At 65.1% G+C, this 24,810-nt stretch carries 23 protein-coding genes; 13 read left to right on the plus strand and 10 right to left on the minus strand.

Going from position 1 to position 24,810, the window contains the following annotated elements; genetic code table 11:
- Positions 1-253: 253 nt before the first annotated feature.
- The 3 genes from gatB to gatC are packed head-to-tail and all read right to left on the minus strand — an operon-like array spanning position 254 to position 3,571.
- Entirely contained in the window at positions 254-1,714 is a 1,461-nt protein-coding gene (gene gatB, locus HD842_RS20195; protein WP_183556672.1) for an Asp-tRNA(Asn)/Glu-tRNA(Gln) amidotransferase subunit GatB, read from the minus strand.
- Positions 1,715-1,746: 32 nt separating this feature from the next.
- The gene (gatA, locus tag HD842_RS20200) at positions 1,747-3,222 is read right to left on the minus strand and encodes an Asp-tRNA(Asn)/Glu-tRNA(Gln) amidotransferase subunit GatA (RefSeq protein ID WP_183556674.1); all 1,476 of its coding nucleotides are present in this window, start codon (positions 3,220-3,222) and stop codon (positions 1,747-1,749) included.
- 49 nt (positions 3,223-3,271) lie between these two features.
- Positions 3,272-3,571, minus strand: a complete 300-nt coding sequence (gatC, locus tag HD842_RS20205; RefSeq protein ID WP_183556676.1) for an Asp-tRNA(Asn)/Glu-tRNA(Gln) amidotransferase subunit GatC — start codon at positions 3,569-3,571, stop codon at positions 3,272-3,274.
- 317 nt (positions 3,572-3,888) lie between these two features.
- Here gatC and HD842_RS20210 point away from each other — a divergent pair, with 317 nt between their 5' ends.
- The 6 genes from HD842_RS20210 (at position 3,889) to HD842_RS20235 (ending at position 10,893) form a co-directional block, all read left to right on the plus strand.
- On the plus strand, positions 3,889-4,932 hold the full coding sequence (locus HD842_RS20210; RefSeq protein ID WP_183556678.1) for a rod shape-determining protein: 1,044 nt from the start codon (positions 3,889-3,891) through the stop codon (positions 4,930-4,932).
- A 99-nt stretch (positions 4,933-5,031) separates the two neighbouring features.
- Positions 5,032-6,165, plus strand: a complete 1,134-nt coding sequence (gene mreC / locus HD842_RS20215) for a rod shape-determining protein MreC (protein ID WP_183556680.1) — start codon at positions 5,032-5,034, stop codon at positions 6,163-6,165.
- 6 nt (positions 6,166-6,171) lie between these two features.
- Positions 6,172-6,690, plus strand: a complete 519-nt coding sequence (gene mreD, locus HD842_RS20220; protein WP_183556682.1) for a rod shape-determining protein MreD — start codon at positions 6,172-6,174, stop codon at positions 6,688-6,690.
- A gap of 24 nt (positions 6,691-6,714) precedes the next feature.
- Positions 6,715-8,715 carry a penicillin-binding protein 2 gene (gene mrdA, locus HD842_RS20225; protein ID WP_183556684.1) on the plus strand — a complete coding sequence of 667 codons (2,001 nt, stop codon included), beginning with the start codon at positions 6,715-6,717 and terminating at the stop codon, positions 8,713-8,715.
- Positions 8,716-8,718: 3 nt separating this feature from the next.
- Positions 8,719-9,837: a rod shape-determining protein RodA gene (rodA, locus tag HD842_RS20230; RefSeq protein WP_183556686.1), complete on the plus strand. Its 1,119-nt coding sequence runs from the start codon at positions 8,719-8,721 to the stop codon at positions 9,835-9,837.
- Between the two features lie 18 nt (positions 9,838-9,855).
- Positions 9,856-10,893 (plus strand): septal ring lytic transglycosylase RlpA family protein, encoded by a 1,038-nt coding sequence (locus HD842_RS20235; RefSeq protein ID WP_183556688.1) that lies wholly within the window; start codon positions 9,856-9,858, stop codon positions 10,891-10,893.
- Between the two features lie 27 nt (positions 10,894-10,920).
- Here HD842_RS20235 and HD842_RS20240 read toward each other — a convergent pair whose 3' ends face one another.
- The 7 genes from HD842_RS20240 to argS form a co-directional block, all read right to left on the minus strand.
- A complete protein-coding gene (locus HD842_RS20240; RefSeq protein WP_183556690.1) occupies positions 10,921-11,697 on the minus strand; it encodes a PEP-CTERM sorting domain-containing protein in 777 nt (258 codons plus the stop codon).
- 204 nt (positions 11,698-11,901) lie between these two features.
- Complete coding sequence (locus HD842_RS20245; RefSeq protein WP_183556692.1) at positions 11,902-12,627, minus strand: SPOR domain-containing protein; 726 nt, start codon at positions 12,625-12,627, stop codon at positions 11,902-11,904.
- A complete protein-coding gene (locus HD842_RS20250) occupies positions 12,621-13,358 on the minus strand; it encodes a type III pantothenate kinase (protein WP_183556694.1) in 738 nt (245 codons plus the stop codon). Before HD842_RS20250 ends, HD842_RS20245 begins: the two co-directional genes overlap by 7 nt.
- On the minus strand, positions 13,355-14,119 hold the full coding sequence (locus HD842_RS20255) for a biotin--[acetyl-CoA-carboxylase] ligase (protein ID WP_183556696.1): 765 nt from the start codon (positions 14,117-14,119) through the stop codon (positions 13,355-13,357). Before HD842_RS20255 ends, HD842_RS20250 begins: the two co-directional genes overlap by 4 nt.
- Positions 14,116-14,901, minus strand: coding sequence for an SDR family oxidoreductase (locus tag HD842_RS20260; protein WP_183556698.1), 786 nt, complete (start codon positions 14,899-14,901; stop codon positions 14,116-14,118). Before HD842_RS20260 ends, HD842_RS20255 begins: the two co-directional genes overlap by 4 nt.
- A gap of 6 nt (positions 14,902-14,907) precedes the next feature.
- Positions 14,908-15,594: an SPOR domain-containing protein gene (locus tag HD842_RS20265; RefSeq protein WP_183556700.1), complete on the minus strand. Its 687-nt coding sequence runs from the start codon at positions 15,592-15,594 to the stop codon at positions 14,908-14,910.
- Between the two features lie 33 nt (positions 15,595-15,627).
- The gene (argS, locus tag HD842_RS20270; RefSeq protein WP_183556702.1) at positions 15,628-17,340 is read right to left on the minus strand and encodes an arginine--tRNA ligase; all 1,713 of its coding nucleotides are present in this window, start codon (positions 17,338-17,340) and stop codon (positions 15,628-15,630) included.
- Between the two features lie 209 nt (positions 17,341-17,549).
- Here argS and rsmB point away from each other — a divergent pair, with 209 nt between their 5' ends.
- The 7 genes from rsmB (at position 17,550) to HD842_RS20305 (ending at position 24,723) form a co-directional block, all read left to right on the plus strand.
- Positions 17,550-19,139 carry a 16S rRNA (cytosine(967)-C(5))-methyltransferase RsmB gene (gene rsmB / locus HD842_RS20275; RefSeq protein ID WP_229424864.1) on the plus strand — a complete coding sequence of 530 codons (1,590 nt, stop codon included), beginning with the start codon at positions 17,550-17,552 and terminating at the stop codon, positions 19,137-19,139.
- Positions 19,140-19,182: 43 nt separating this feature from the next.
- Positions 19,183-19,758 (plus strand): DUF4390 domain-containing protein, encoded by a 576-nt coding sequence (locus HD842_RS20280; RefSeq protein ID WP_183556704.1) that lies wholly within the window; start codon positions 19,183-19,185, stop codon positions 19,756-19,758.
- Positions 19,748-22,063 (plus strand): sensor histidine kinase, encoded by a 2,316-nt coding sequence (locus HD842_RS20285; RefSeq protein ID WP_370660863.1) that lies wholly within the window; start codon positions 19,748-19,750, stop codon positions 22,061-22,063. Before HD842_RS20280 ends, HD842_RS20285 begins: the two co-directional genes overlap by 11 nt.
- Before the next feature lie 195 nt (positions 22,064-22,258).
- Positions 22,259-23,029, plus strand: a complete 771-nt coding sequence (locus tag HD842_RS20290; protein WP_183556706.1) for a response regulator — start codon at positions 22,259-22,261, stop codon at positions 23,027-23,029.
- Positions 23,029-23,475 carry a GTPase gene (locus tag HD842_RS20295; RefSeq protein ID WP_183556708.1) on the plus strand — a complete coding sequence of 149 codons (447 nt, stop codon included), beginning with the start codon at positions 23,029-23,031 and terminating at the stop codon, positions 23,473-23,475. Before HD842_RS20290 ends, HD842_RS20295 begins: the two co-directional genes overlap by 1 nt.
- A gap of 122 nt (positions 23,476-23,597) precedes the next feature.
- Positions 23,598-23,855: a BTH_I0359 family protein gene (locus tag HD842_RS20300; protein ID WP_183556710.1), complete on the plus strand. Its 258-nt coding sequence runs from the start codon at positions 23,598-23,600 to the stop codon at positions 23,853-23,855.
- A 79-nt stretch (positions 23,856-23,934) separates the two neighbouring features.
- Positions 23,935-24,723 (plus strand): class II glutamine amidotransferase, encoded by a 789-nt coding sequence (locus HD842_RS20305; protein ID WP_183556712.1) that lies wholly within the window; start codon positions 23,935-23,937, stop codon positions 24,721-24,723.
- Positions 24,724-24,810 lie beyond the last annotated feature (87 nt).

The following is a 24,810-nucleotide window of genomic DNA, read 5'->3' on the forward strand; positions in this document are numbered from 1 at the left end:
CCCTAATCAATTTGATCACTTGAACGGGAATCGGCTCAGCTTTCCTGCTTTGCGGACAGTTTTGGCCGTCCAAACAAATAGGGTCAGAGTCGAATTGTTGGGCAATTGCTCGCGGTCGCCCGATAAGTGGGGACAGAGTGGCCAAGTTAGGCAATCACTGCGGGTAAAAATGAATCAGGGTCAGCGTCGCATTGCTGGCAATCGTGGGCAATTGCTCAATAATTCGACTCTGACCCTAATTGAGAAGGAAGGGTTAGCTGGTCAGCTTTTTCTTCAGCAGTTCGGTGACTTGCGCTGGGTTGGCTTTGCCTTTGGAGGCTTTCATTGCCTGGCCGATCAGGGCGTTGATCGCGGCTTCTTTGCCGGCGCGGTATTGTTCGACGGATTTGGCATTGGCGGCCAGGACTTCGTCGACGATGGCTTCCAGTGCGCCCGTGTCCGAGATCTGTTTCAGGCCTTTCTGATCGATGACCGTGTCGGCCAGTGCTTCGTCGTCCGATTTCGCGTCCCACATTGCTGCGAAGACTTCTTTTGCGGCCTTGTTCGAGATCGTGCCGTCGGCGATGCGCTTGAGTAGCAGCGCCAGTTGCGCGGCGCTTACGGGCGAAGCCTGCAGCTCGACGCCTTCGCGGTTCAGTGTCGACGACACGTCACCCATCATCCAGTTGGCGGCCGACTTCGCGTTTTCCTTGCCGGCTTTTGCCACCACCGCTTCGTAGTACGTCGCCATCGTCTGCGACGACGTGAGCACCAGGCTGTCGTATTCCGGCAGGCCGTATTCGCCTGTGAAGCGTGCGCGCATGGCGCCTGGCAGTTCCGGCATCTCCGCTTTCACGCGCTCGATCCAGTCCTGGCCGATCGCCAGCGGCGGCAGGTCGGGGTCGGGGAAGTAGCGGTAATCCTGCGCGTCTTCTTTCGTGCGCATCGAGCGCGTTTCTTTGCGGTCCGGGTCCCACAGGCGCGTGGCCTGGATCACCTTGCCGCCGTCTTCGATCAGCTCGATCTGGCGCCGCACTTCGTAGTGGATCGCTTCTTCCATGAAGCGGAACGAATTCAGGTTCTTGATTTCGCAGCGCGTGCCGAATTCCTGCTGGCCGACCGGGCGCACCGAGACGTTGACGTCGCAGCGGAACGAACCCTCCTGCATATTGCCGTCGCAAACGCCCAGCCACATCACCAGCGAGTGCATCGCCTTGGCATACGCCACGGCTTCGGCTGCGCTGCGCATTTCAGGTTCGGACACGATTTCCAGCAGCGGCGTGCCGGCGCGATTCAGGTCGATCCCGCTCATGCCCGCATAGTCTTCGTGCAGCGACTTGCCGGCGTCTTCCTCGAGGTGGGCGCGGGTCAGGTTGACCGTTTTCATTTCGAGCTTGCCGTCTTTTTCGTAGGCGAAGGTCAGCGTGCCGCCCTGGACCACCGGATCGGCGAACTGGCTGATCTGGTAACCCTTCGGCAGGTCGGGATAAAAGTAGTTCTTGCGCGCGAAGACCGACTCCGGCGCGATGGTGCCGCCGACCGCCAGGCCGAAACGGATCGCGCGTTCGACCGCGCCGCGGTTCAGCACCGGCAGCACACCCGGCAGCGCCAGGTCGACCGGGCTGGCTTGTGTGTTCGGCTCGGCGCCGAAACGGATCGCGCTGCCGCTGAAGATTTTCGATTGGGTCGTGAGCTGCACGTGGTTCTCAAGACCGATGACGACTTCCCATTGCATAGTGTTCTCTCTTTGTTCTGTGTCGGCGCGAATCAAACGCCGTCCGGCGTGCGCGTATGCCAATCGGTCGCGAGCTGGTACTGGTGCGCGATGTTGAGCAGCTTGGCTTCGGCGAAGTAGTTGCCGATGATTTGCAGGCCGACCGGCCGCTTGCCGTTCTTCTCGCCGGCGCCGAAGCCGCACGGGATCGACATGCCGGGCAGGCCCGCCAGGCTGGTCGAGAGCGTGTAGATGTCGGCCAGGTAGTTCGCCACCGGGTCGTTCGACTTGGCGCCCAGATCCCACGCCACGGTCGGTGCGACCGGGCCCATGATCACGTCACACTTGTCGGCAAACGCGGCCTGGAAGTCGTCGGCGATCAGGCGCCGGATCTTTTGCGCCTGCACGTAGTAGGCGTCGTAGTAGCCGTGGCACAGCACATAGGTACCCACCAGGATGCGGCGCTTGACCTCCGTGCCGAAACCTTCGGCACGGGTTTTGCGGTACATGTCCTGCAAATCCTTGTACTCGCTGGCGCGGTGGCCGTAGCGCACACCATCAAAGCGCGACAGGTTCGACGAGGCTTCGGCCGGCGCGATGATGTAATAGGTCGGGATCGACAGCGCGGTCTTTGGCAGCGAGATGTCCACCAGCGTCGCGCCCAGTTTCACGAACTGTTCGAGCGCCGCGCGCACGGCGGCTTCGACGTCGCTCGCCAGGCCTTCGCCGAAATACTCGGCCGGCACGCCGATGCGCAGCCCGGTCAACGGGTGCTCCAGCGCGCGCGTGTAGTCTTCCGCGACGTTGCCCTGGTCGACCGTCAGGCTGGTCGAATCACGCTCGTCGAAGCCGATCATTTCATTGAGCAGCAGCGCGCAATCCTCGGCGCTCTGGGCGATCGGGCCGCCCTGGTCGAGCGACGAGGCAAACGCGATCATGCCGAAGCGCGATACGCGCCCGTAGGTGGGCTTGATGCCGGTGACGCCGCAGAACGCGGCTGGCTGGCGGATCGAGCCGCCGGTGTCGGTTGCGGTGGCCGCCGGCGCCAGGCGCGCAGCGATCGCCGCCGCCGAGCCGCCCGACGAGCCGCCCGGCACCGCCGTCGTGTCCCATGGATTCTTCACTGCGCCGTAGGCCGAGTTTTCATTGGCCGAGCCCATCGCGAATTCGTCGAGATTGACCTTGCCCAGCGTGACCATGCCGGCATTGCGGAAGCGCTCGACGACGGTCGCATCGAACGGGCTGACGTAGCCCTCGAGCATCTTCGAGCCGGCCGTCGTGCGCCAGTCGCGCGTGACGAAAATATCCTTGTGCGCGATCGGCACGCCGGTCAGCGGGCCGGCCGTGCCGGCGGCGAAGCGCACGTCGGCCTCGGCGGCCTGGGCCAGTGAGCGCGCGTGGTCCACGTGCAGGAAGGCGTCATGCTCGCTGGCGTCGATGCGGCCGAGGTAGTGGCGCGTCAGTTCGGTGCTCGAGATCTGCTTCGAGTGCAGGAGCGCGGACAGCTCCTTGAGGGTCTTGTTATGCATGTGCGTGTCGATTCTAAAAGCGGATTCGTGAGCGATTCAAAAGCCGGGATTACTCGATGACCTTCGGCACCAGATACAGGCCGTCCTGCGCTTTCGGGGCCGGCGCCTGGTAATCGTCGCGGTGGTTCTGTTCGGTCACCACGTCGTCGCGCAGGCGCAGCGGCAGGGCGAGGATCGCCGACAGCGGCTGGGCCAGTGGCGCCACGCCGGTGGTATCGACCGCCTGCATCTGCTCGGCCAGCGCGAAAATGCCGTTCAGCTCGGTCAGGGCGATCTCGGCATCGGCCTCGTTCATTTCGAGCTGGGCCAGGTTGGCAATGCGTTTTACGTCAGATAGGGTCAGGGACATGGCAAGGTGGCGCGGCCCAAGGCTACGCAGAATGTGATTAGGCGAATAAAGAATGTTGGCAAGTTGTCAGCGAACAGCATTTTAAAGTTGATAAAACCCTTCAAATATCGCGCAAACCGCTTGCAATTCGGTGGGGAAATCCACCTGTATTGGGCATGTAAACGACAAATTATAAGGTAGAATGGCGGGCTAATGCGTTGTCGTGCCGAAAGCTATGGCTCCCGCGCAATGAAAGTCCGCGGTGCCCTCGGTTGGCAGGTGCGGCACAGAATCCCCGATCAATGTTTAGGCGCACATTGATGCGCATCAGGACACCCATGTTTGGTTTTTTACGCAGCTATTTCTCGAACGACCTCGCCATTGACCTCGGTACCGCCAACACGCTGATTTATGTGCGCGGCCTGGGTATCGTGCTGGACGAGCCGTCGGTCGTCGCGATCCGCCAGCAGGGCGGGCCAAATGGCAAGAAGACGATCCAGGCGGTCGGCAAGGAAGCCAAGCAGATGCTGGGCAAGGTGCCGGGCAATATCGAGGCGATCCGCCCGATGAAGGATGGCGTGATCGCCGACTTCACCGTCACCGAACAGATGCTCAAGCAGTTCATCCGCATGGTGCACGAGTCCAAATTTTTCCGCCCGTCGCCACGCATCATCATCTGCGTGCCATGCGGTTCGACCCAGGTCGAGCGCCGCGCGATCCGTGAATCGGCGCTTGGCGCCGGCGCCTCGCAGGTGTACCTGATCGAAGAGCCAATGGCCGCGGCCATCGGCGCCGGCCTGCCGGTGTCGGAAGCAACCGGCTCGATGGTCGTCGACATCGGCGGCGGCACCACCGAAGTGGGCATCATCTCGCTGGGCGGCATGGTCTACAAGGGCTCGGTGCGCGTGGGCGGCGACAAGTTCGACGAAGCCATCGTCAACTACATCCGCCGTAACTACGGCATGCTGATCGGCGAACAGACGGCCGAAGCGATCAAGAAGGCGATCGGCTCGGCGTTCCCGGGTTCGGAAGTCAAGGAGATGGAAGTCAAGGGCCGCAACCTGTCCGAAGGCATCCCGCGCTCGTTTACCATTTCGAGCAACGAGATTCTCGAAGCGCTGACCGACCCGCTGAACCAGATCGTCTCGGCGGTCAAGAACGCGCTGGAACAGGCCCCGCCAGAACTGGGCGCCGACATCGCCGAAAAGGGCATGATGCTCACCGGCGGCGGCGCGCTGCTGCGCGACCTGGATCGCCTGCTGATGGAAGAAACCGGCCTGCCGGTGCTGGTGGCCGAAGACCCGCTGACCTGCGTGGTGCGCGGCTCGGGCATGGCGCTGGAACGGATGGACAAGCTCGGTTCCATCTTCTCGTACGAATAAGCCGCACGTGGTCTTCCAGGACGGGCAGGGCGTGCAGTCACAAGCTGCGCGCGACTGCCCGTCTTGATATGAACTCCCGCGTTACCACCACCAGAGCTCATGGAATATAGTCCTCCGCCGCTGTTCAAACAAGGCGCGCCCGCGCGTGTCAAGGTGACGGTGTTCGCGCTGATCGCGATCGTTCTGCTGGTGGTCGACGCCCGCATGGGGCTTCTTGCCGGCGTGCGTACGGTCGCCGCGACCGTGCTGTACCCGATGCAGATGGCCGCCATGCTGCCGCGCGATGCGGTGGGCAATATGGGCGTCTATTTCTCGTCGGTCTCCACGCTGCAAAAGCAGGTCCAGGCGCTGAAGAACCAGGAGCTGGCCCAGGCCCGCCTGCTGCAGCAGGCGCAGTTCCAGATGGCCGAGAACATCCACCTGCGGCGCCTGATGGACGGCAAGCAGCAACTGCCCGTGCAATCGCAGATGGCCGAAATCCTGTACGACGCGCGCGATCCGTCGACGCGCCGCATCGTCATCAACCGCGGCTCGCGTGACGACGTCACGCCCGGCCTGCCGGTGATCGATCATGCCGGCGTGGTGGGGCAGGTCACGCGCGTGTTCCCGTTCACGTCCGAAGTGACGCTCCTGACCGACAAGGACCAGGCCATTCCCGTCCAGGTGCTGCGCAGCGGTTTGCGCAGCATCGTGTACGGCCGCGGGCACTCCGGCCAGCTCGATCTGCGCTTCGTGGCCCAGGATGCCGACATCCAGGTCGGCGACGTGCTGGTCACGTCGGGCCTGGACGGCATGTACCCGGCCGGCCTGGCCGTGGCGCGCGTGACGCAGGTCGAAAAAGCGACCGGCTCGTTCGGCCGTGTCGTTGGCCTGCCGCTGGCCGGCATCGACCGCAACCGCCAGGTGCTCGTGATCATGTCGAACCACGCCTTGCCGGCGCGCCCGCCGCAGGAAACGCCGCCAACCGGCAACCGCCGCAAGCTGCCGGCGATGGCGCCGGTGCCGACGCCGCCGTTGCCCGCGTCCCCGTTGCCGGCCGCTGGCGCGCCGGCGGCCGTGCAGTCGCCGGTTGCGCCAGCGACGCCGGTCACCCCGGGCGCCGCACCAGCAACGACGCTGTCCACACCTGTGCCGGCTACAACGACACGCGCCGCTACTACGCCGGCGGTCCGGGCGCAGCCTGCACCGACGCCAGTCGTACCTGCGCCGTCAGCACCGTCACCAACCCGATAAGCGACCATGCCAGGTAACCGCCCGCATTACATCCTGCTGCCCGTCAGCCCGCTGTTCATCACGTTCAGCCTGGTGTGCGCCTTCATGCTCAACCTGATGCCGTGGGGCCGCTGGCTCGGCGCGCCCGACTTCGTCGCACTGGTGCTCGTCTTCTGGGGCATCCACCAGCCGCGCAAGGTCGGCATCGGCGTCGCCTTCTGCATGGGCCTCCTGATGGACGTGCACGATGCGAGCCTCCTGGGCGAGAATGCGCTGGCCTATACGCTGCTGTCGTACTTCGCCATCATGATCCACCGCCGCGTGCTGTGGTTCCCGACACTCACCCAGGCCATGCACGTGTTCCCGCTGCTGCTGATGGCGCAGGCGATCCAGCTGATCGTGCATTTCATCGTCTCCGGCCGCTTCCCGGGCCTGCTGCAGTTCATCGAGAGCGTGGTGGCGGTGATCCTGTGGCCCGTGATCACCTGGCTGCTGCTGGCGCCCCAGCGCCGCGCGGTCGACCGCGACCATACCCGTCCGATCTGACGACCTGAATCGACCAATAAGCGCATGACCGAATTCAAAGACAGCGATCGCGAGATCCACCAGTTCCGGATGCGCCTGACGGTGCTGATCGCCCTGGTCTTCATTTGCTTTGGCCTGCTGGTCGCGCGCGTCGTGTGGCTGCAGGTGCTGCACCACGACCAATACGCGGCCCAGGCCGAGGACAACCGCATCGCGCTGGTGCCGATCGTGCCCAACCGCGGCCTGATCGTCGACCGCAACGGCGTGGTCCTGGCGCGTAACTATTCGGCCTACACGCTTGAACTGACACCGTCGAAGCTGCAGGCGAACATGGAATCGGTGATCGACGAACTGGCCAAGCTGGTGCAGATCGAGCCACGCGACCGGCGCCGCTTCAAGCGCTTGCTGGAAGAGTCGCGCAGCTTTGCCAGCGTCCCGCTGCGCACGCGCCTGACCGATGACGAAGTGGCGCGCTTCACCGCCCAGCGCTTCCGCTTTCCCGGCGTCGAAGTGCAGGCGCGCCTGTTTCGCCAGTATCCGATGGGCGAGGTGGCCTCGCACGTGATCGGCTATATCGGCCGCATCAACCAGAAGGAAGCCGACGCGCTGGAAGAGGGCGACGACGCCGCCAACTACAACGGCACCGACCACATGGGTAAGGAAGGCGTCGAGAAGCGCTACGAGCGCCAGCTGCACGGCCAGACCGGCTACGAGCAGGTCGAACGCTCCGCTGGCGGGCGCGCCATTCGCACGCTGCGCCGCACGGCGCCCACGCCGGGCAGTAACCTGATCCTGTCGATCGACATCGAACTGCAGAAGATCGCCGAAGAAGCGTTCGGCGACCAGCGCGGCGCCCTGGTGGCGATCGAGCCGGCCACCGGTGACGTGCTGGCGTATGTGTCGCGCCCCGGCTTCGATCCGAACCTGTTCGTCGATGGTATCGACTCGCAGAGCTGGAACGAACTCAATACCTCGCTCGACAAACCGCTGATGAACCGGCCGCTGTCGGGTACCTATCCGCCCGGGTCGACCTTCAAGCCGTTCATGTCGCTGGCAGCGCTCGAGATGGGGTTCCGCCGGCCGCAGGATGCGATCCGCGATCCCGGTTTCTTCATGTTGGGCGGGCACCGCTTCAACGATGACAAGCCGGGCGGGCACGGAATCGTCAATATGTACCATTCGATCGCCCACTCGTGCGATACCTATTACTATCAGCTGTCCAACGAGATGGGGATCGATAACATCTCGAAGTTCATGCGCGAATTCGGCTTTGGCCAGCCCACCGGGATCGACCTCGATTACGAAAAGACCGGCGTGCTGCCGTCAAAAGAGTGGAAGGCCGAGCGCTTCAAGCGCAACCCGGCAGCCCAGAAGTGGGTCGGCGGCGACACCATTTCGGTCGCGATCGGCCAGGGCTTCAACAACTACACGATGCTGCAGCTGGCGCATGCCACCGCCATCCTGGCCAACAATGGCGTGGTGATGAAGCCGCACCTGGTCAAGATGATCGAGGACGGCGCCACCCGCGAGCGCACGCTCACCGTGCCGAAGGAAACCCGGCGCCTGGCCATGAAGCCCGAGCACATCGCCTTCATCAAGGATGCAATGGCGGGCGTGATCCGCGAAGGCACGGGCCAGAAAGCCTTTGCCGGCGCGCTGTACACCGCCGGCGGCAAGACCGGCACCGCCCAGGTGATTGGCCTGCGCGGCAAGAAATACAATGCCAACGCAATCGATGAACGTCACCGCGACAATGCGCTGTTTACCGTGTTTGCGCCGGCCGAGCAGCCGCGCATCGCGCTGGCGATGGTCGTTGAGAATGCCGGCTTTGGCGGGGCTATCGCCGCACCGATCGCGCGCAAGGTGCTCGATTACGCCATCCTGGGCAAGCGCCCGGCGCCGCCGGCCGAACCCAAAAAGGCCGAGCGCCCCGTCACCGTCAAGAAGACCGCACCAGCGCCAGCACAAGCACCAGCACCAGCGCCGGCGCCCGTGACCGCACCGCTCCAGACGGCCAGCGCACCCGCCGTCACCCGAACCGAGTAAACCATGGCCCATATTCCAGAACGGCGTTCGCTGCGGCGGCGCCTGCGCCCCTATTTCACGGTATTCGACCTGCCGCTCACGCTGATCCTCGCGGTCCTGGTCACGATCAGCATGATCACCATGTCGTCGGCCGGCGCCGACTTCCCGGACCGGGTCGAGCACCAGATCCGTAACTTCCTGCTGTCGTTTGCCGTGATGTGGATCGCCGCAAACATCGCGCCGCAAACGCTGATGCGTCTGGCCGTGCCGATCTACACCATCGGCGTGGCGCTGCTGGTCGCAGTGGCCATGTTTGGCCTGATCAAGAAGGGCGCGCGGCGCTGGCTGCACATCGGTGTGATCGACATCCAGCCGTCCGAGATCATGAAGATCGGCGTGCCCCTGATGCTGGCCTGGTATTTCCAGACCCGGGCCCAGGTCGCCGGCTGGAAAAATTACCTGGCCGCCGGGGCGCTCCTGATGATTCCGGTCGCGTTCATCATGAAGCAGCCCGACCTGGGCACGTCGCTGCTGGTGGCGTCATCGGGGTTGTACGTGATCTTCCTGGCCGGCCTGTCGTGGAAGGCCATTGCCGCCGTGTCGGTACTGGGGCTGGCCAGCCTGCCGGTGGGCTGGTCGATGATGCACGATTACCAGCGCGAGCGGGTGATGACGCTGATCGATCCTACCTCCGACCCGCTGGGCAAGGGCTTTCACATCATCCAGTCGATCATTGCGATCGGCTCCGGTGGCGTGAGCGGCAAGGGCTATATGAAGGGCACGCAGGGTTACCTGGAATTCGTGCCCGAGCGGACCACCGACTTCGTGTTCTCGGTGTATTCGGAAGAATTCGGCCTGATCGGCAACCTGTTCCTGCTGTTCGTGTACCTGCTGCTGATCGGGCGCGGCCTGATGATCGCGGCCAATGCGGCCAATACCTTCGGGCGCCTGCTGGCCGGGTCGATCTCGATGATTTTCTTTACCTATGCCTTTGTCAACATGGGCATGGTGGCGGGCATCCTGCCCGTGGTCGGGGTGCCGCTGCCCTTCATGAGCTATGGCGGCACTGCCTTTATCACACTCGGCCTTGGCGCCGGCATATTGATGAGTATTCAAAGACACCGTAAACTGGTGAAGACTTAACTAGCAGGAGGACTGCCAATGGGCGTTCGCAAAAACATCCCGGCGGTCGTAGCGGTTGCCTTTCTTGTCACGGCGTGCAGCAGTACCGGTGAACACAAACGCCTGTCGCCATTCCCGTGGCCGCACAAGCCCACCGCCAAGCATGGCCCCGCGCCCAAGCTGCCTGCCGCCAATTCGGGGCGGGGCGGTTATTACAAGGATGACGGCCCGGGCGAGAATCCGCCCGACGGCCTGCTCGAGACGCCCGACGCGGTCGTCGTGGCCGAACCGTTCAACAAGTTCACCAGCCGTCCCTACACGGTGCTGGGCAAGACCTACACGCCGCTGGGCAACGATGAACGGTTGACCCAGCGCGGCATCAGCACCTGGTATGGCAAGAAATTCCATGGCCAGCGCACGGCCTCCGGTGAGCTGTACGACATGTACAAGATGACGGGTGCACACCCGACGCTGCCGATTCCGTCGTACGTGCGCGTGACGAGCCTGGAAAGCGGCCAGTCGGTGGTCGTGCGCATCAACGATCGCGGCCCGTTCCATTCCACGCGCATCATCGACGTGTCGTACACGGCCGCGCTGAAACTGGGCCTGCTCGGCAACGGCAGCCACGAGGTCGAGATCGAGCGCCTGTTCCCGGGCGATCCGATCGTCAATCCGGCGCAGATTGCCGCCGCGCGGCGTGAAGCGACCTCGCAGGCGCAATCGGCGCCGCCCGCCATCGCCGCGCTGATGCTCGAAGACCGGGTGCAGGCCGACAGCGGCGCCGTCGTGCGCCTGGTGGAGCCGGCGACACCCGCGGTGCAAGCCGCGCCGGCGCCGCGCGCCACGACGGGCGAGTACTACATCCAGCTTGGCGCGTATGGCCGCACCGGTACCGCCGAAGCGATCAGCGACCAGATCGCGCGCGCCGGCGTGGACGTGGGCACGCTCGAAGTGGTGAAGGTGGGGGCATTCAATCGCCTGTACGGCGGGCCGTATCCGACCCGCGCCGAGGCGATCGAGGCGATGGACGCGCTGCCGGCTTCATTGGGATTGAAGCCGATCGTCGTGCGGCGCTGACGCCTCGCCGGATCGTTCCGAACCGTCTTATACGGTTGCGCGCTTGCTGCGGCGACGCACGGCGCCCAGACCGGCCAGACCGGCGAGTGCCAGCAGGATGCTCGATGGCTCCGGCACTTCGGCGGATGCCACGACTTCCGTGTAATCCAGCAGCAGCTGTGAATTGGTCAGGATCAGGTCGCCCGCGACTTTCAGATTCAGCGTCAGCTGGTCGCTGCGCAGCAGTTCGTCGATGATCGACTGGTTCGAGATGATGCCGCTGATCGTGAAGGCGCCGGTGTAGTCGCGGGTGATGGTCGTTGTATCGGTCCAGCTCTTCGTATAAAAACCGTAGCAGTGGTTGTAGAAGCAACCCTTGCCTTCATACTTGGCATGGAGCGGGCTCGAGGTGGTTTTGCTCGATTCGGTCAGTGCGGTGCTTCCCGTGCCGAGAACGACGTCGCCGATCGACAGCGCAGCGCTTTCCTGCTGGCCCGTGCGGTTTACCGTCGCGTAATTTGTCAGATAACGTGCGAAGCTCACCGCGGTATGGGGCCGCCAGCCCGTCATGCTGCTGCCGGTGGAGACGGGGGCCGACGTCATGAACGTATCCGCTCCATCGTCACGAAACGAAAACGAGTAGGCCAGGCTGTTGACCGTGTAGTCGGTCGGCAGGAACGATTTGCCACTGAACACGGCGCTGTAGTTGTTATTGGCCAGGTCGCTCGATGCAAACGCACCGGTCATGGCGATTGGGGTGGCCAGTGCTGCAGCAGAGATGGTGCACAGGGTGGTCAGCAAAGCAGTGGTGATCAGTTTTTTCATGGCAAGTTCGAGGTTTTAATTTAAGAAACAATAATTTGTATGTAGCAATAGTTATGCCAGCTAAGCAACTAATTGATTATAAACAACCTTATTTTCTTAAAAAAACTTAGTGTAAAGAAATTCGACACTTTTTCACCTCCGCGCAATACACATGGACGAAAAAAAGCGCACCCGCAGGTGCGCCGTTGATGGACTGTGTGCGATTTAACTGCAGCGGGTGATGTCGACGCCGCTGTAGTCGTCGGCGATGCCCGTCAAGCGATCGCGCTCGCCAGCGTCGATCTGGCGATACTGGTAGCCGGCGCGCGTCACTTGTGGTCCACGTGGCAGGATGCGCACGCCGCGCACGCCCTGGCGCTGCAGGTCAGCTACGAGCTTTTGCGCCGCACCGTCCGACTTGAACACGCCGAGCGAAATCGCATAGCGTAGTGGCGACGTGTCGTTCTGCATGATAAAGAAGTTGGTCACGCCCCGTTCCCTGAGCTCGGCGACACGGCGCTGGGCGCCTTCGCGGCCGCCGTTCGGTGGCAGATAGACGAGGCGGCTCGTCACTTCCTGGTACGGGATCTCGATGCGCGACTGGCGCGGCGCGAGGCCAAGCCGTGCGACCCGGGCCTCGAAGCGGCGCGCATCGGCCGTGCTGAACGGGCCGGCCTGCATGCAGGCGACCAGATCCCGCGCAACTGGCACTGGCGCTGGCGCTGGCTCGGGCAGGGGCTCAGCCACTTCGGCTTGCGGCGCCGGTGCAGCGCTCGCCGCAGCCTGTCTGGCCTGCGTTGGCGTGAGCTGCTGCATGCGTTCGGGCGCAAGCTGGTTCTTCAGGCGCGCCGGCTCGCGCGCCCCATCACCCGGCTGGCCGAGCAGGCCCTGGCCATACGCCAGCAAGACCCCATTGGCGCCCAGCAGCGCCCAGAACACGAATTTCAGCACCGCATATCTCCCGTCGAGCCGGTGGCTGCTGCATGCAGGCCGACCAGTACGATGTTATCGACCACCTGGTGCGCAACCTTGAGGGCTGGCGCTATATGGGGCGCGGCGCCACCCGAGACGATGCAGAAGGCGCCGCCCAGGCCGGCAACCGCGCGCTCGATCGCGCCCGCCTGCGCCGAGAGCAGGCCGGACAGGATCGCATCCTGCGTATTGTCGCCAAACAGCGGCGGCAATGCGCCGGCGTCGACCTGTGGCAGTTGCGCCGTGTTGCGCGCCAGGCTCGCGGCCATCAGGGCCAGCCCGGGCAGGATCATGCCGCCGATGAAGTGGCCATTGGCGCGTACCGCGTCGACCGTGGTTGCGGTGCCGCAGGTGGCCAAGATCAGGTCCTGGCCGGGGGCCAGCGCGCGCGCGCCGATGGCGGCGGCAAAGCGGTCGCACCCGAGCCGCGCCGGCTCGCGATAGCCGTTGGTGATGCCTGCGCGCTGCGGCGTTGACGCGAACCACTCTACCTGCGCATGCGCCGGCAGCAGGGCCGCGATGCGTTCGGCCAGCGCGGGCCCCGCCACGTTCGACACCAGCACGCGCGTGGCGCCGGCCCAGTCGGACGCCAATGCATCCAGCCCGGCATGCGCCACCGCGCCAGTGGCCGACCAGGCGCCAGGCGCCGCGCCTTCGGCTGCCAGCGCCCACTTGACGCGGGTATTGCCGGCATCGATCAGCAGCATCATGCTTTCACCCGCAGTGAGACGTCGCCGGCCATCACGGTGATGCGGCCTTCATCCGTATCGAGCAGCAGGCGCCCGCTATCATCGACACCGGCCGCGCGGCCTTCGTGCCGCACGACGCCGCCGTCGAGCAGGACGACGGTCTCGCCCTGCCATGCATGGCGCAGGTTCCAGCGCGCGCTGAAGGCGGCAAACCCGCGCGCGGTAAATTCGCGCAGGCAGCCGGCAAGGCCGTCGAGCAGCGCGGCCATCAGCGCGTCACGGTCCATGCGCGCCAGCCATGGCATGCCGGCCGCGCTACGGCCCAGCTGCGCTTCCATCTCATCGGGCATCAACAGGTTCAGGCCGATGCCGATCACGCACCAGGTGCCGCCGCCAGGGGCGGACTGGGTTTCGATCAGGATGCCGGCCAGTTTGTCGCCATCCTTGAGGACATCGTTCGGCCACTTCAGCTGCACCTGCTGGCCCAGCGTGCCAAGCGTGTCGGCCAGCGCCACGCCCACCGCCAGCGGCAGGCCAAGCAGCGCCTGCGGCCCGCCGTCGAAGCGCCAGGCCAGCGAAAACGTCAGCGAGCCTTCGGGCGACGACAGCCAGCTGCGCCCGGCGCGCCCGCGGCCGGCGCTTTGATGTTCGGCGATCAGCAGCAGCGGGGCGGCGAGTGTGCTGGCGCGCGCGAGCAGGTCGGCGTTGGTCGACCCGGTCTGCGCGACGACTTCAACGGCCACGCCTGCGCGTGACAGCGCGGCAATGGAAGCAGCGTTCATGGGTGCTCCCGGCGCGGCTTGGTCGGCGCGCGCGCAAAGAGACGGTCGAACAGGGCGTTGGGCATCAGGCGCAGCAGCTTGGCGACGACGCCCATCTGCCACGGCAGCACGCGGTAACTGTCGCCGCGCGCGATCGCCGCGACAGCCCGCGTGGCAAAGCGTTCGGGGGGCATCAAAAAGGGCATGGGGAAGCGGTTGGCACGGGTCATGGGGGTATCGATGTAGCCGGGCGCGATGGTCACGACGCGAATGTTCGACGGCCGCAGTTCCACGCGCAGCGCTTCGCAATAGCTGTGCAGCGCGGCCTTGCTGGCGCAGTAGGCACCGGCGCCGCGCATGCCGCGAATGCCGGCCACGCTGCCGATGCCGACCAGGCGGCATGGCGTCGACTGGGTTTTCATGGCGGCGATGAACGGTGCGAACGTCGCCACCGTGGCATTCATATTGGTGGCGAAGACGGCGTCGAACACAGCCAGGTCGTCGGCCTGCTCGGTCAGCGTGCCCTGCGAAATGCCGGCGCAGGCGATGACGATGTCGGCGCCGCCGTTCGCGGTGAGGAAATCCTGCGCCGCGGACGCGAGGGCCGCGCGATCGAGCACGTCGACCGCATACACCTGGTGGCGCGAAGCGTCAGGCAGCGATTGACGCAGTTGGTCGAGCGCGTCGCGCCGCCGGCCGAGCAGGCCCAGCGTCGCGCCGCGCGCGGCATATTCGCGCGCCAGCGCGGCGCCGATGCCGCTCGAGGCGCCGGTGATGAAGACGCGCTGGCCCGGCAGCGACATGCCGGATCAGCGCTGGTTGCGCACGATGGCGACGTCGATGCCGCTGTCGAGCAGCTTGGCACGCGCGCGGTTGACGCCTTCGACCTGCGTGAACGGGCCGACGCGCACGCGGTGCAGCACGCCGCTGTCGGTGCTGCGGTCGGTGATCGCAGCCTCGAAGCCCAGCAGGGCCAGTTTGGCGCGGGTGTTTTCGGCGTCCGACATTTCACGGAACGCGCCCGCTTGCAGGTAATAGATGTAGCCGTCGGTGACGGCGGCAGCCGCGGGCGCCGCGACCGTGTTGACGGGCGCTGGCGATGGCGCCGGGGTTGGCGCGCGGCGCGGCGCCTGCATGCCGGCGATCGCAGCGCCCAGTGGATCGGCGTCTGCGGGCGCTGCAGTTGGCGCGGCGGGGGCGGAGGGTGTGGCTGGTACTGCCGGTGCGGCAGCCGGTGCACTTGGCGCCGGCTTGGGCGTCTCGCGCACTGGCGTGCGGGTGCCGTACAGCGGCTTGTTCGGATCGTTGGCCTGGCTCGGCTCGAGGTCGGCCGGGCGGCCCATCTTGTTGGAGCGATCGGTAAAGGGCGAGGCGCCCTTGGTGATCACGAGTGCGACCGCCACTGCGATGCCCAACCCGATGATCAGGCCGATGATGATGCCCGTCAGGGTGCTGCCGCGCTGGCGGAGGGGCGAGAAGGATCGAATGGCGGTCATGACGCTTTCTGGTTGGACAGTGGGATGCAGTGATTACATTTTGTCCGGCGCCGACACGCCGATCAGCGCGAGGCCGTTGCGCAGCACCTGGCGCGTGGCCGCGGCCAGCGCGAGGCGGGCCAGCTTGAGCGGCTCGTCGTCGTCCAGCAGCCACTTGTGCGCGAAGTAGTAGCTGTGCAGGTCGCCGGCCAGTTCGCGCAGGTAGAACGCGACCTGGTGCGGGCCCAGTTCAGCCAAGGCGCGCTCGAGCACTTCAGGGTACGACGCCAGCTTGGCCAGCAGTTCGAATTCCTTCGGCGAGGTGAGCGGCGACAGATCGACGCTGGCGAGCGAAGCGACATCGCCGCCCCAGTTGGCCAGCGCCGAGCAGATGCGCGCGTGGGCATACTGGACGTAGTACACCGGGTTCTCGTCGCTCGTTTCGAGCGCGACGTTCACGTCGAACACGAACTCGGTGTCGGCCTTGCGCGAGATGAGGAAGAAGCGCACCGCGTCGCGGCCACGCGTGACATCGCCCGCGCCCGACCAGTCGATCAGGTCGCGCACGGTGACGTACGAGCCGGCGCGCTTGGAAATCTTGACCTCTTCGCCGTCCTTCATCACGGTGACCATCTTGTGCAGCACGTAGTCGGGATAGCCTTGCGGGATGCCGATGTCCACGGCCTGCAGGCCGGCGCGCACGCGCGCGATCGTGCCGTGGTGGTCACTGCCCTGGATGTTGATCGCCTGGTCGAAGCCGCGGCGGAATTTCTGGATGTGGTACGCCACGTCCGGCACGAAGTACGTATAGGTGCCGTCGGACTTGCGCATCACGCGGTCCTTGTCGTCGCCGTAGTCGGTGGTCTTGAGCCACAGCGCGCCGCCGTCTTCGTAGGTCTTGCCCGAGTCGACCAGCGTCTTGACGGCGGTGTCGACCTTGCCGTCGGCGTACAGCGACGACTCGAGGTAGTAGTTGTCGAACTTGACGCCGAAGGCCTGCAGATCCTGGTCCTGCTCATTGCGCAGGTAGGTCACGGCGAAGCGGCGGATCGATTCGAGATCGTCGACGTCGCCGCTGGCGGTGGCCGGCTCGCCATCGCTGGCCGAGACGGTTTTTTTGGCCAGGAAGTCGGCGGCGATCTCGGCGATGTAGTCGCCGTTGTAGGCCGATTCTGGCCATTCGGCGTCGCCCGGCTTGAAGCCGCGCGCGCGTGCCTGCACCGAGTTCGCCAGCGTGGCGATCTGCACGCCCGCATCGTTGTAATAGAACTCGCGCGTGACGTCGTGACCCTGCGACAGAAACAGCGACGCCATCGCGTCGCCCAGCGCGGCCTGACGGCCGTGACCGACGTGCAGCGGCCCGGTCGGGTTGGCCGAGACGAATTCGATGATCACGTGGTGGCCGGCGCCGCTGGTGCCGCTGCCGAATGCCGCGCCCTGTTCGAGCACGCTGCGCGCGACCGATTGCTTGGCGCTGGCCGCCACGCGCAGGTTGATGAAGCCGGGGCCGGCTATGTCGGCCGCGTCGATCAGCCCCTGCGCGCCTGGTTCGGCCAGCAGTGCGGCGACCAGGCGCGTGGCCAGTTCGCGCGGGTTGGTCTTGAGTGGCTTGGCTAGCTGCATCGCGATATTGCAAGCGATGTCGCCGTGCGACGGATCGCGCGGCCGTTCGAGCACCACGTTCGGGGTTAGATCGGTACCGGCAACGATCGGCGCGAGGGCGGCCTGGAACAGGGCAACGATTTGTTGTTTTTGTTGGGCGAGCATGGGAATGGTCGAAAATGTAATGAGGCGGCGCCTGGAGGTCAGGCAAACAGTGCACATTATACTAGCTTGACGGGCCGCTTTGGCGGGCTGCGGCGCCAGCGGCCGGCGTATCACCCACTATCAGGATAACCACAGCGGCCACTATATTAAGCGTCGTCAAAGGCATAACCGTTACAATGGGAGCCCATTTTCGCAACATTTTATTCGCCATGACTGACAAGCGTCCAACGCTCTCCCTGAAACCCAAGGCCAAGCCGGCGTCCGACCGGCGCGGCGCCGGCGCGGCAGGCCGCAAGCCGGCCCAGGCCGCCGAGCGCGCGCAACCACGCGCACAGGGACAAGGGCAGGGCAGTCAGGGGCAAGGCGAACGCGCACCGGCCCAGCCGGCAGCGGCGTCCGGCTATCAGTTGAAGCACCACGTCGTGCGCGCGCCGCGTGAAGAGCCGCGCCTGCGCGCCAGTCATGAAGTAAAAGTTGCGCCGCAGCGCGACTACAAGCCCGACCTCAAATCCGACTCGCTGGCCCTTGCGCTTCTGGGCGCGGCCAGCGCCGTCGCCCGCGTGCAGGGCGGCATGGCGCTGCCGCAGGCGCTGTCGATCGTGTTCGGCGCTTACGACGTCACGCCGCAAACGCGCGGCGCAATCCAGGATATCGCCTACCGCACGATGCGCCAGCTGGGCCGCAGCGAAACGCTGCTGGGCCTGATGACGAGCAAGGCGCCCGAGCCGCCGATGCTGGGCGCGCTGCTGTGCGCGGCGCTGTCGCTGCTGGACCCGCCCGAGGGCACGCCGGCCCCGTACGAAGCATTCACCGTGGTCGACCAGGCCGTCACCGGTGCGGCAGCGCATCCCGATTTTGCGCATGCCAAGGCGATGGTCAATGCGGTGCTGCGCCGCTTTCTGCGCGAGCGTGAATCGCTGGTCGAAGAAGCGCTGCGCACACCGCTGGCGCGCTGGAATTATCCGCAGTGGTGGATCGATACGGCGCGCGCCGCGTACCCACGCGACTGGGAAGCCGTGCTTGCCGCGGGCAACGCACATCCGCCACTGACGCTGCGCGTGAACCGTCGCCGGCAAGAGGTCGCCGCCTACCTGCAGTCGCTGCAGGATGCGGGCCTGGACGCGGAGCAGGTGGGGCCGTACGCGGTGCGCCTGGCGCAGGCAATCAATGTGAGCCAGATTCCCGGCTTTGCCGAGGGTGTGGTGTCGGTGCAGGATGCCGGCGCCCAGCTGGCCGCGCCGCTGCTCGACCTGCAGGATGGCATGCGCGTGCTCGACGCGTGCGCAGCCCCTGGCGGCAAGAGCGGCCATATCCTCGAGACGGCAAACGTCGAACTCACCGCCGTCGACACCGATGCGCTGCGCCTTGGCCGGGTGGGCGACAATCTCGGCCGCCTGGGCTTGGCCGCGCAGCTCGTGACGGCCGATGCCGGCGCAACCGACTGGTGGGATGGCCGTCAATACGACCGCATCCTGGCCGACGTGCCGTGCACGGCGTCGGGCATCGTGCGCCGCCACCCGGATATCCGCTGGTTGCGCCGCAAGTCGGATACATCCCAACTTGCAACACTTTCAGCCAAAATACTCGACAACCTTTGGCAGATGCTGCTGCCGAATGGTAAATTGCTATTCGTGACATGTTCGCTCTGGCCCCAGGAATCGGAGGCGCAGGCGGCTGCCTTCGCGGCCCGCCACGACGCGGTCCGCCTCGATGCGCCGGGCCAACTGCTGCCCGTCGGTGGCGCCGGACAGGATCATGACGGTTTGTTCTACGCCCTGTTCCAGAAGAAAGCGGCGTGAAGTTCTTTTCACTACGCGCATTATTTAAGGCCCCGGCTCCCCCGTGACGTTACGATTTTTCCGCCTTCTCGCCTGTCAGTTTCTGCTGGCGATCGCGTGCGTTGCCATGGGCACGCCGGCGCAGGCGGCCGACGACATCGAAATCACCCGCGCAACCATCGAAGCAAGCGACGATGGCTACCGCCTCAACACGGCCTACAACTTCGAGCTGAACCACGGCCTGAAGGACGCGATCCAGCACGGGGTCCAGCTGCACTTCACCACCGAGATCGAACTCACGCGCCCGCGCTGGTACTGGCGCGACGAAAAGGCGGTCTCGCTAAAACGCACCATCCGCATTTCGTACGACGTGCTCACGCGCCAGTATTACGTGGTCGTGGTGGGGTCGTTCCAGGAACGCTTCCAGACCTTTGAAGACGCGATGTTCATGATCCGGCGCCCGACGCGCTGGCTGATCGCGCCCAAGGGCACGCTCAAGGCCGGCGAAGTCTATGAAGTCTCGCTGCGCATGTTCATGGACCGCGAGTACCTGCAAAAGCCGTTGCAGGTCAATGCCTTCAACGACTCGGACTGGCGCCTGACCTCCAGCCGAAAGACGTTCACCTACCGTGCGGAGTGAAGTGATCAGCGGTGGGGTGCGCTATGCGCTGATCGTTGGCGGTGCCATCGTCTCGATCCTGCTGTTCCTGCTGGCCGGCGCATCCGACAACTCAGGCTTCTTCGGCCGTTACTACAGCTGGCTCCTTGGCCTGACCGCCGCGATGGCGTTCCTGCTCCTGATCGTCGTGGTCGTGGCGCTGGGGCGCCTGTACTCCCGCTACAAGGCCGGCAAGTTCGGCTCCCGGCTCATGGCGCGGCTGGTGCTGCTGTTTGCCGGCATCGGCATCCTGCCCGGTCTCGTCATCTTCATCGTGTCGGTCCAGTTCGTGTCGCACTCCATTGACTCGTGGTTCGACGTCAAGATCGAATCGGCCATCGAATCGGGCCTGAACCTGGGCCGCGCCGCGCTCGACGAATCGCTGTCCGAACTGGGCGCCACCGCGCAGACTGCCGCCGCCACGCTGGCAGGGCAGAGCGACATGACCGCGCAACCGGTACTCGCGCGCCTGCTGCTTGACACCAGCGGCCTGCAAAGCGTGATGCTGGTCGACGCCAACGGCGCCGTGCTGTCCGCCGCCACCGAAGACCGCGGCGCCAACCTGGCGGCCGACGCACCCAATGAACGCATGCTGCGCAGCGCCGGGATGCCGGGCGGGTATGCCCAGGCCGAGGGCGGTGTCGGCCCTGCCGATGCGGGCGACGAGGCCGCAGACGGGGCCTCGAATGCGCTTGATGCCGTGACCGGCCTGCGCCTGCGTGTCGTGATGGCCGTGCCCGAACCGCCGGGCGTGCAGCAGCGCTACCTGCAACTGCTGCAGGCGGTGCCGGTCGGCCTGGCGTCGAACGCCGAGGTGCTGCGTTCGGCCTCCACCGAATACCGGCTGCGCCTCGAAGCGCGCACCGGCCTGCGCAAGATGTACATCGTGACCCTGACCCTGACGCTGCTGCTGGCGATCTTCGGGGCGATCGGCAGCGCCTTCCTCATTGCCGGCAACCTCGCGCAGCCGCTGCTGGTGCTGGCCGAAGGCACGCAGGCGGTGGCCGAGGGCGACCTGTCGCCCCGGCCGATCGTCGAGACCAACGATGAACTGGGCACCTTGACCCGATCCTTCAATGCGATGACGGGCCAGCTGTTCGAAGCCAGGAGCGCCGTGGAGCGTAACCGCGCCGCGCTGCAAAGCGCCAAGGCCCACCTGGAATCGGTGCTGGCGAATATGTCGGCCGGCGTGATCGTGCTCGATGCCGAAGGCGTGGTGGTCAACTCGAACGATGCGGCGTACCGGATCCTGCAGGTGGAGCCGGGCGCGATGGCCGGGCCGCTGAACCGCATCGCCGGCCTCGAACATTTTTCGAACACGGTCACGCGCTCGTTCTCGGCGCAAAGCGCCCACGTGGCGGCCGAGCGCCGCAAGCGCGCGCACTGGCAGCAGCAGATCGAGATCCCGCGCGACGCCCAGCGCAAGACCGGCGCTGCCGACGAACAGGAGCACGACATCGTGCTGCTGGCGCGCGGCTCGCGCCTGCCGGTGGGCGCCGACAGCGGCTTCATCGTCGTGTTCGACGATATCTCGGACGTGATCACGGCCCAGCGCTCGGTGGCCTGGGGCGAGGTGGCGCGCCGCCTGGCGCACGAAATCAAGAACCCGCTCACGCCGATCCAGCTGGCGGCCGAGCGCATGCAGATGAAGCTGGCCGAGCACCTGCCGCAGGCGCAGGCCGACCTGCTCCAGCGTGGCACGACCACGATCGTCAATCAGGTCGACGCGATGAAGCGCATGGTCGACGACTTCCGCGACTATGCGCGCACGCCGCCGGCGATGCTCGACCAGCTCGACCTGAATGGCCTGATCGCCGAGATCCTCAGCCTGTACCTGGCCGACGACGGCAGCGACATCATTCATGCGAACCTCGCGCCCGACCTGCCGCGCGTGATGGGCGATGCGACCCAGTTGCGCCAGGTGATCCACAATCTGGTCCAGAACGCGCAGGATGCGCTGGTCGAGCGAGGGCCGGATGCGCCGGCGCCGCGCGTGGACATCACGACCGAGGCGATCCAGTACACGGGCGCCGGCGGCCTGGCCGGCACTGCGGTGCGTTTGGCGATCGTCGACAACGGGCCCGGTTTCGCGCCCCGCATCCTGGCGCGCGCGTTCGAGCCGTACGTGACGACCAAGGCGCGCGGCACGGGTCTTGGGCTCCCGATGGTCAAGAAAATCATCGACGAACACGGTGGCCGCATCGATGTGGGGAACCGCAGCGATGGAACTGGCGCAGCAGTGTCGATTTTGCTGTTAAAGTTAGCTCCCGAAGCAAGCTTGGCTTAAGGACAACTGAACAAGCGGCTGCGTGTTGCCCTGCCAATCGCACCGCCTGGCAGTACACTGCGCCGTGTTTGTCAGTACAGTGCGTTTTCCGGCCGATCGTGGCTCCGCTCGTAATGGTTTTTCGAACTCCCCTTCAGTGCAAAAAACTTATAAAATTGCACACACGTCGGGTAGAAGATCAGGAAGGTAGAAGAGATGGCGAACATACTGGTAGTTGACGATGAAATGGGAATCCGGGAGCTGCTCTCCGAGATTCTCGGTGACGAAGGTCATGCCATCACCCTGGCCGAGAACGCGCAGCAAGCGCGTGAGGCGCGCGCGGCCGGCGCCCCGGATCTCGTGCTGCTCGATATCTGGATGCCTGACACCGATGGCGTCACGCTGCTCAAGGAATGGCAGCGCGACGGCCTGTTGACCATGCCGGTCATCATGATGTCGGGTCACGCGACCATCGACACCGCAGTCGAAGCGACGCGTATCGGCGCGCTGAACTTCCTCGAGAAACCGATCGCGCTGCAAAAGCTGCTCAAGGCCGTGCAGCAGGGCCTGAGCCGCGCGCAGGAAGTCGCGCGTGCGCCGATGGCGCCACCGCGCCCGATCGCACCGAGCGTGCCAAGCATGGCGCTCGATGGCGGCGGCGCGGCATCCGCATCGGCCTCGCCATCGGCGCCGATGTTCGCATCGGCCAATACGCAGCCGGGCGCCGGCGCGGCCCTTGGCAATGGTGCGCGCATGGTGCATGCGATGTCGCAGGGCGAGGGCACCGGCTACACGCTGTCGTTCGACCTGCCGCTGCGCGAAGCACGTGACGCGTTCGAGCGCATGTACTTCGAACACCATCTGGGCCGCGAAGGCGGCAGCATGACGCGCGTGGCCGAAAAGACGGGCCTGGAGCGCACCCACTTGTACCGCAAGCTCAAGCAGCTGGGCGTCGAGCCGGGCAAGCTGGCCAAGAAAGGGGGCTGATGGCCCGCGCGGCCACCAGTCTCGTTACCGGTTCGAAGGCTGCGGCGCGCGAAGCGGCCATTGCGGCGCTCCTGGCCGCACCATTCGATGCAGCGTCTGCATTTCCTGCGTCCGTCAGCAGCCTCGCTGACGGACCAGCCTCTCCCGCAAGCCGCCTGCCGGCGCCCGCCATCCCGTTCGACGCTGTCATCCTCGAAGGCCTGGGCGTGGCGGCCACACCGCTCGAAACGGGTCCCGGCCTGCAGGTCATGCGCATCGCGCCGGGCTGCCTGTGCTGCGACGGCAATCTGGTTTTGCGTGTAACATTGAATCGTCTGCTGCGCCAACGCCCTCGGCGCCTGTTCATCGGTCTGGCGAGCAGCGAACACCTTGATCAGTTGCGATCGTGGCTTGCAGCACCGCCATACGATCAGCTGTTGGCCCTGGAACCGACCGTGCACGCCTGAGTTTTACGGGTGCGTTCACTTGAAATCCAGCTGGCCAGCCCCACCTCTTTATCGAAGTGAACAGCCTGCCATTCGCCGCCATCCGGCAGGTTGGCACCAACTTTCTGATCGAAGGAGTCAACATGAACATGATCTATAACAGTGAACAGTACAGCGTCGTCGAATTCGGCGTCGACCGTGAACTCGAAGCACTGCGCTTTGGTGGCTTCGAGATCGTCGACAAGGCCGGCCGGCGCGAAGCGTTCATCGGCGGCCGACTCGCGCAATCGTTCCGACGCGATGTCAACAACCTGATCGCCAGCGAACCGACGATGGAAGAAATCGACGAGTTCCTGGGCGAGTACGACACCCTGATGAGCCAACCGGTGGTGCTGCATTAAGCCGCTGGTGAAGTACCTGCCGCGCCATCGCCAGCCAAGGTGATGGCGCTCTCATTTCAGTAGCTTACGAAGCTGTACCATGTGCCAGTTACTTGGAATGAACTGCAATGTCCCCACTGACATTGTCTTTTCTTTTACCGGCTTCGCCCACCGCGGCGGCCACACCGATACCCACCACGATGGCTGGGGAATCGCGTTCTTCGAAGGGACCGGCGTACGCCACTTCGTCGATCACCAGGCGGCAGTCGCCTCGCCGATCGCCGAGCTGATCAAGCGTTACCCGATCAAGTCCACCAATGTCATTGCCCATATCCGCAAGGCCACCGTCGGCCAGGTGGCGCTGGAAAACTGTCATCCGTTCGTGCGTGAATTGTGGGGCCGCTATTGGGTGTTCGCCCACAATGGCGACCTCAAAGCGTTCGCGCCCGTGCTCGATGGCGCATTCCGGCCGGTCGGCACGACCGACAGCGAGCTGGCCTTCTGCTTCCTGCTGCAAAGCCTGCGCCGCGAGTTCGGCGATACGGCGCCCACGCGCGCCGCGCTCGCTGGCGCACTCGAGCGCATCATTCCCGGCATCGCCGCCCATGGCACCTTCAACATGATGCTGTCCGATGGCACGGCGCTGTACACGCATTGCTCCACCAAGCTGTGCTACGTCGTGCGCAAACACCCGTTCGTGACGGCCTGCCTGTCGGACGAAGACCTGTCGGTCGACTTTTCGCAGGTGACGACGCCCGATGACCGGGTCGCGATCATCGTGACTGAACCGCTGACGACAAACGAGGAATGGACACATTTCGCGCCGGGTGAACTGAAGGTGTTCGTCGATGGCTTGCCACAGGATGTCGCGACCTTGTCAGTGGGTTGATCGTTCCCCAACATTCTCACAAAAAATTTATGCTAGGAAACCCAACTGTCATTGGGATGCGGTAAAGTAGATCGGTTGCCGCGATAT

Source organism: Massilia aurea (assembly GCF_014200505.1).
In the GTDB taxonomy this organism is placed as follows: domain Bacteria; phylum Pseudomonadota; class Gammaproteobacteria; order Burkholderiales; family Burkholderiaceae_D; genus Telluria; species Telluria aurea_B.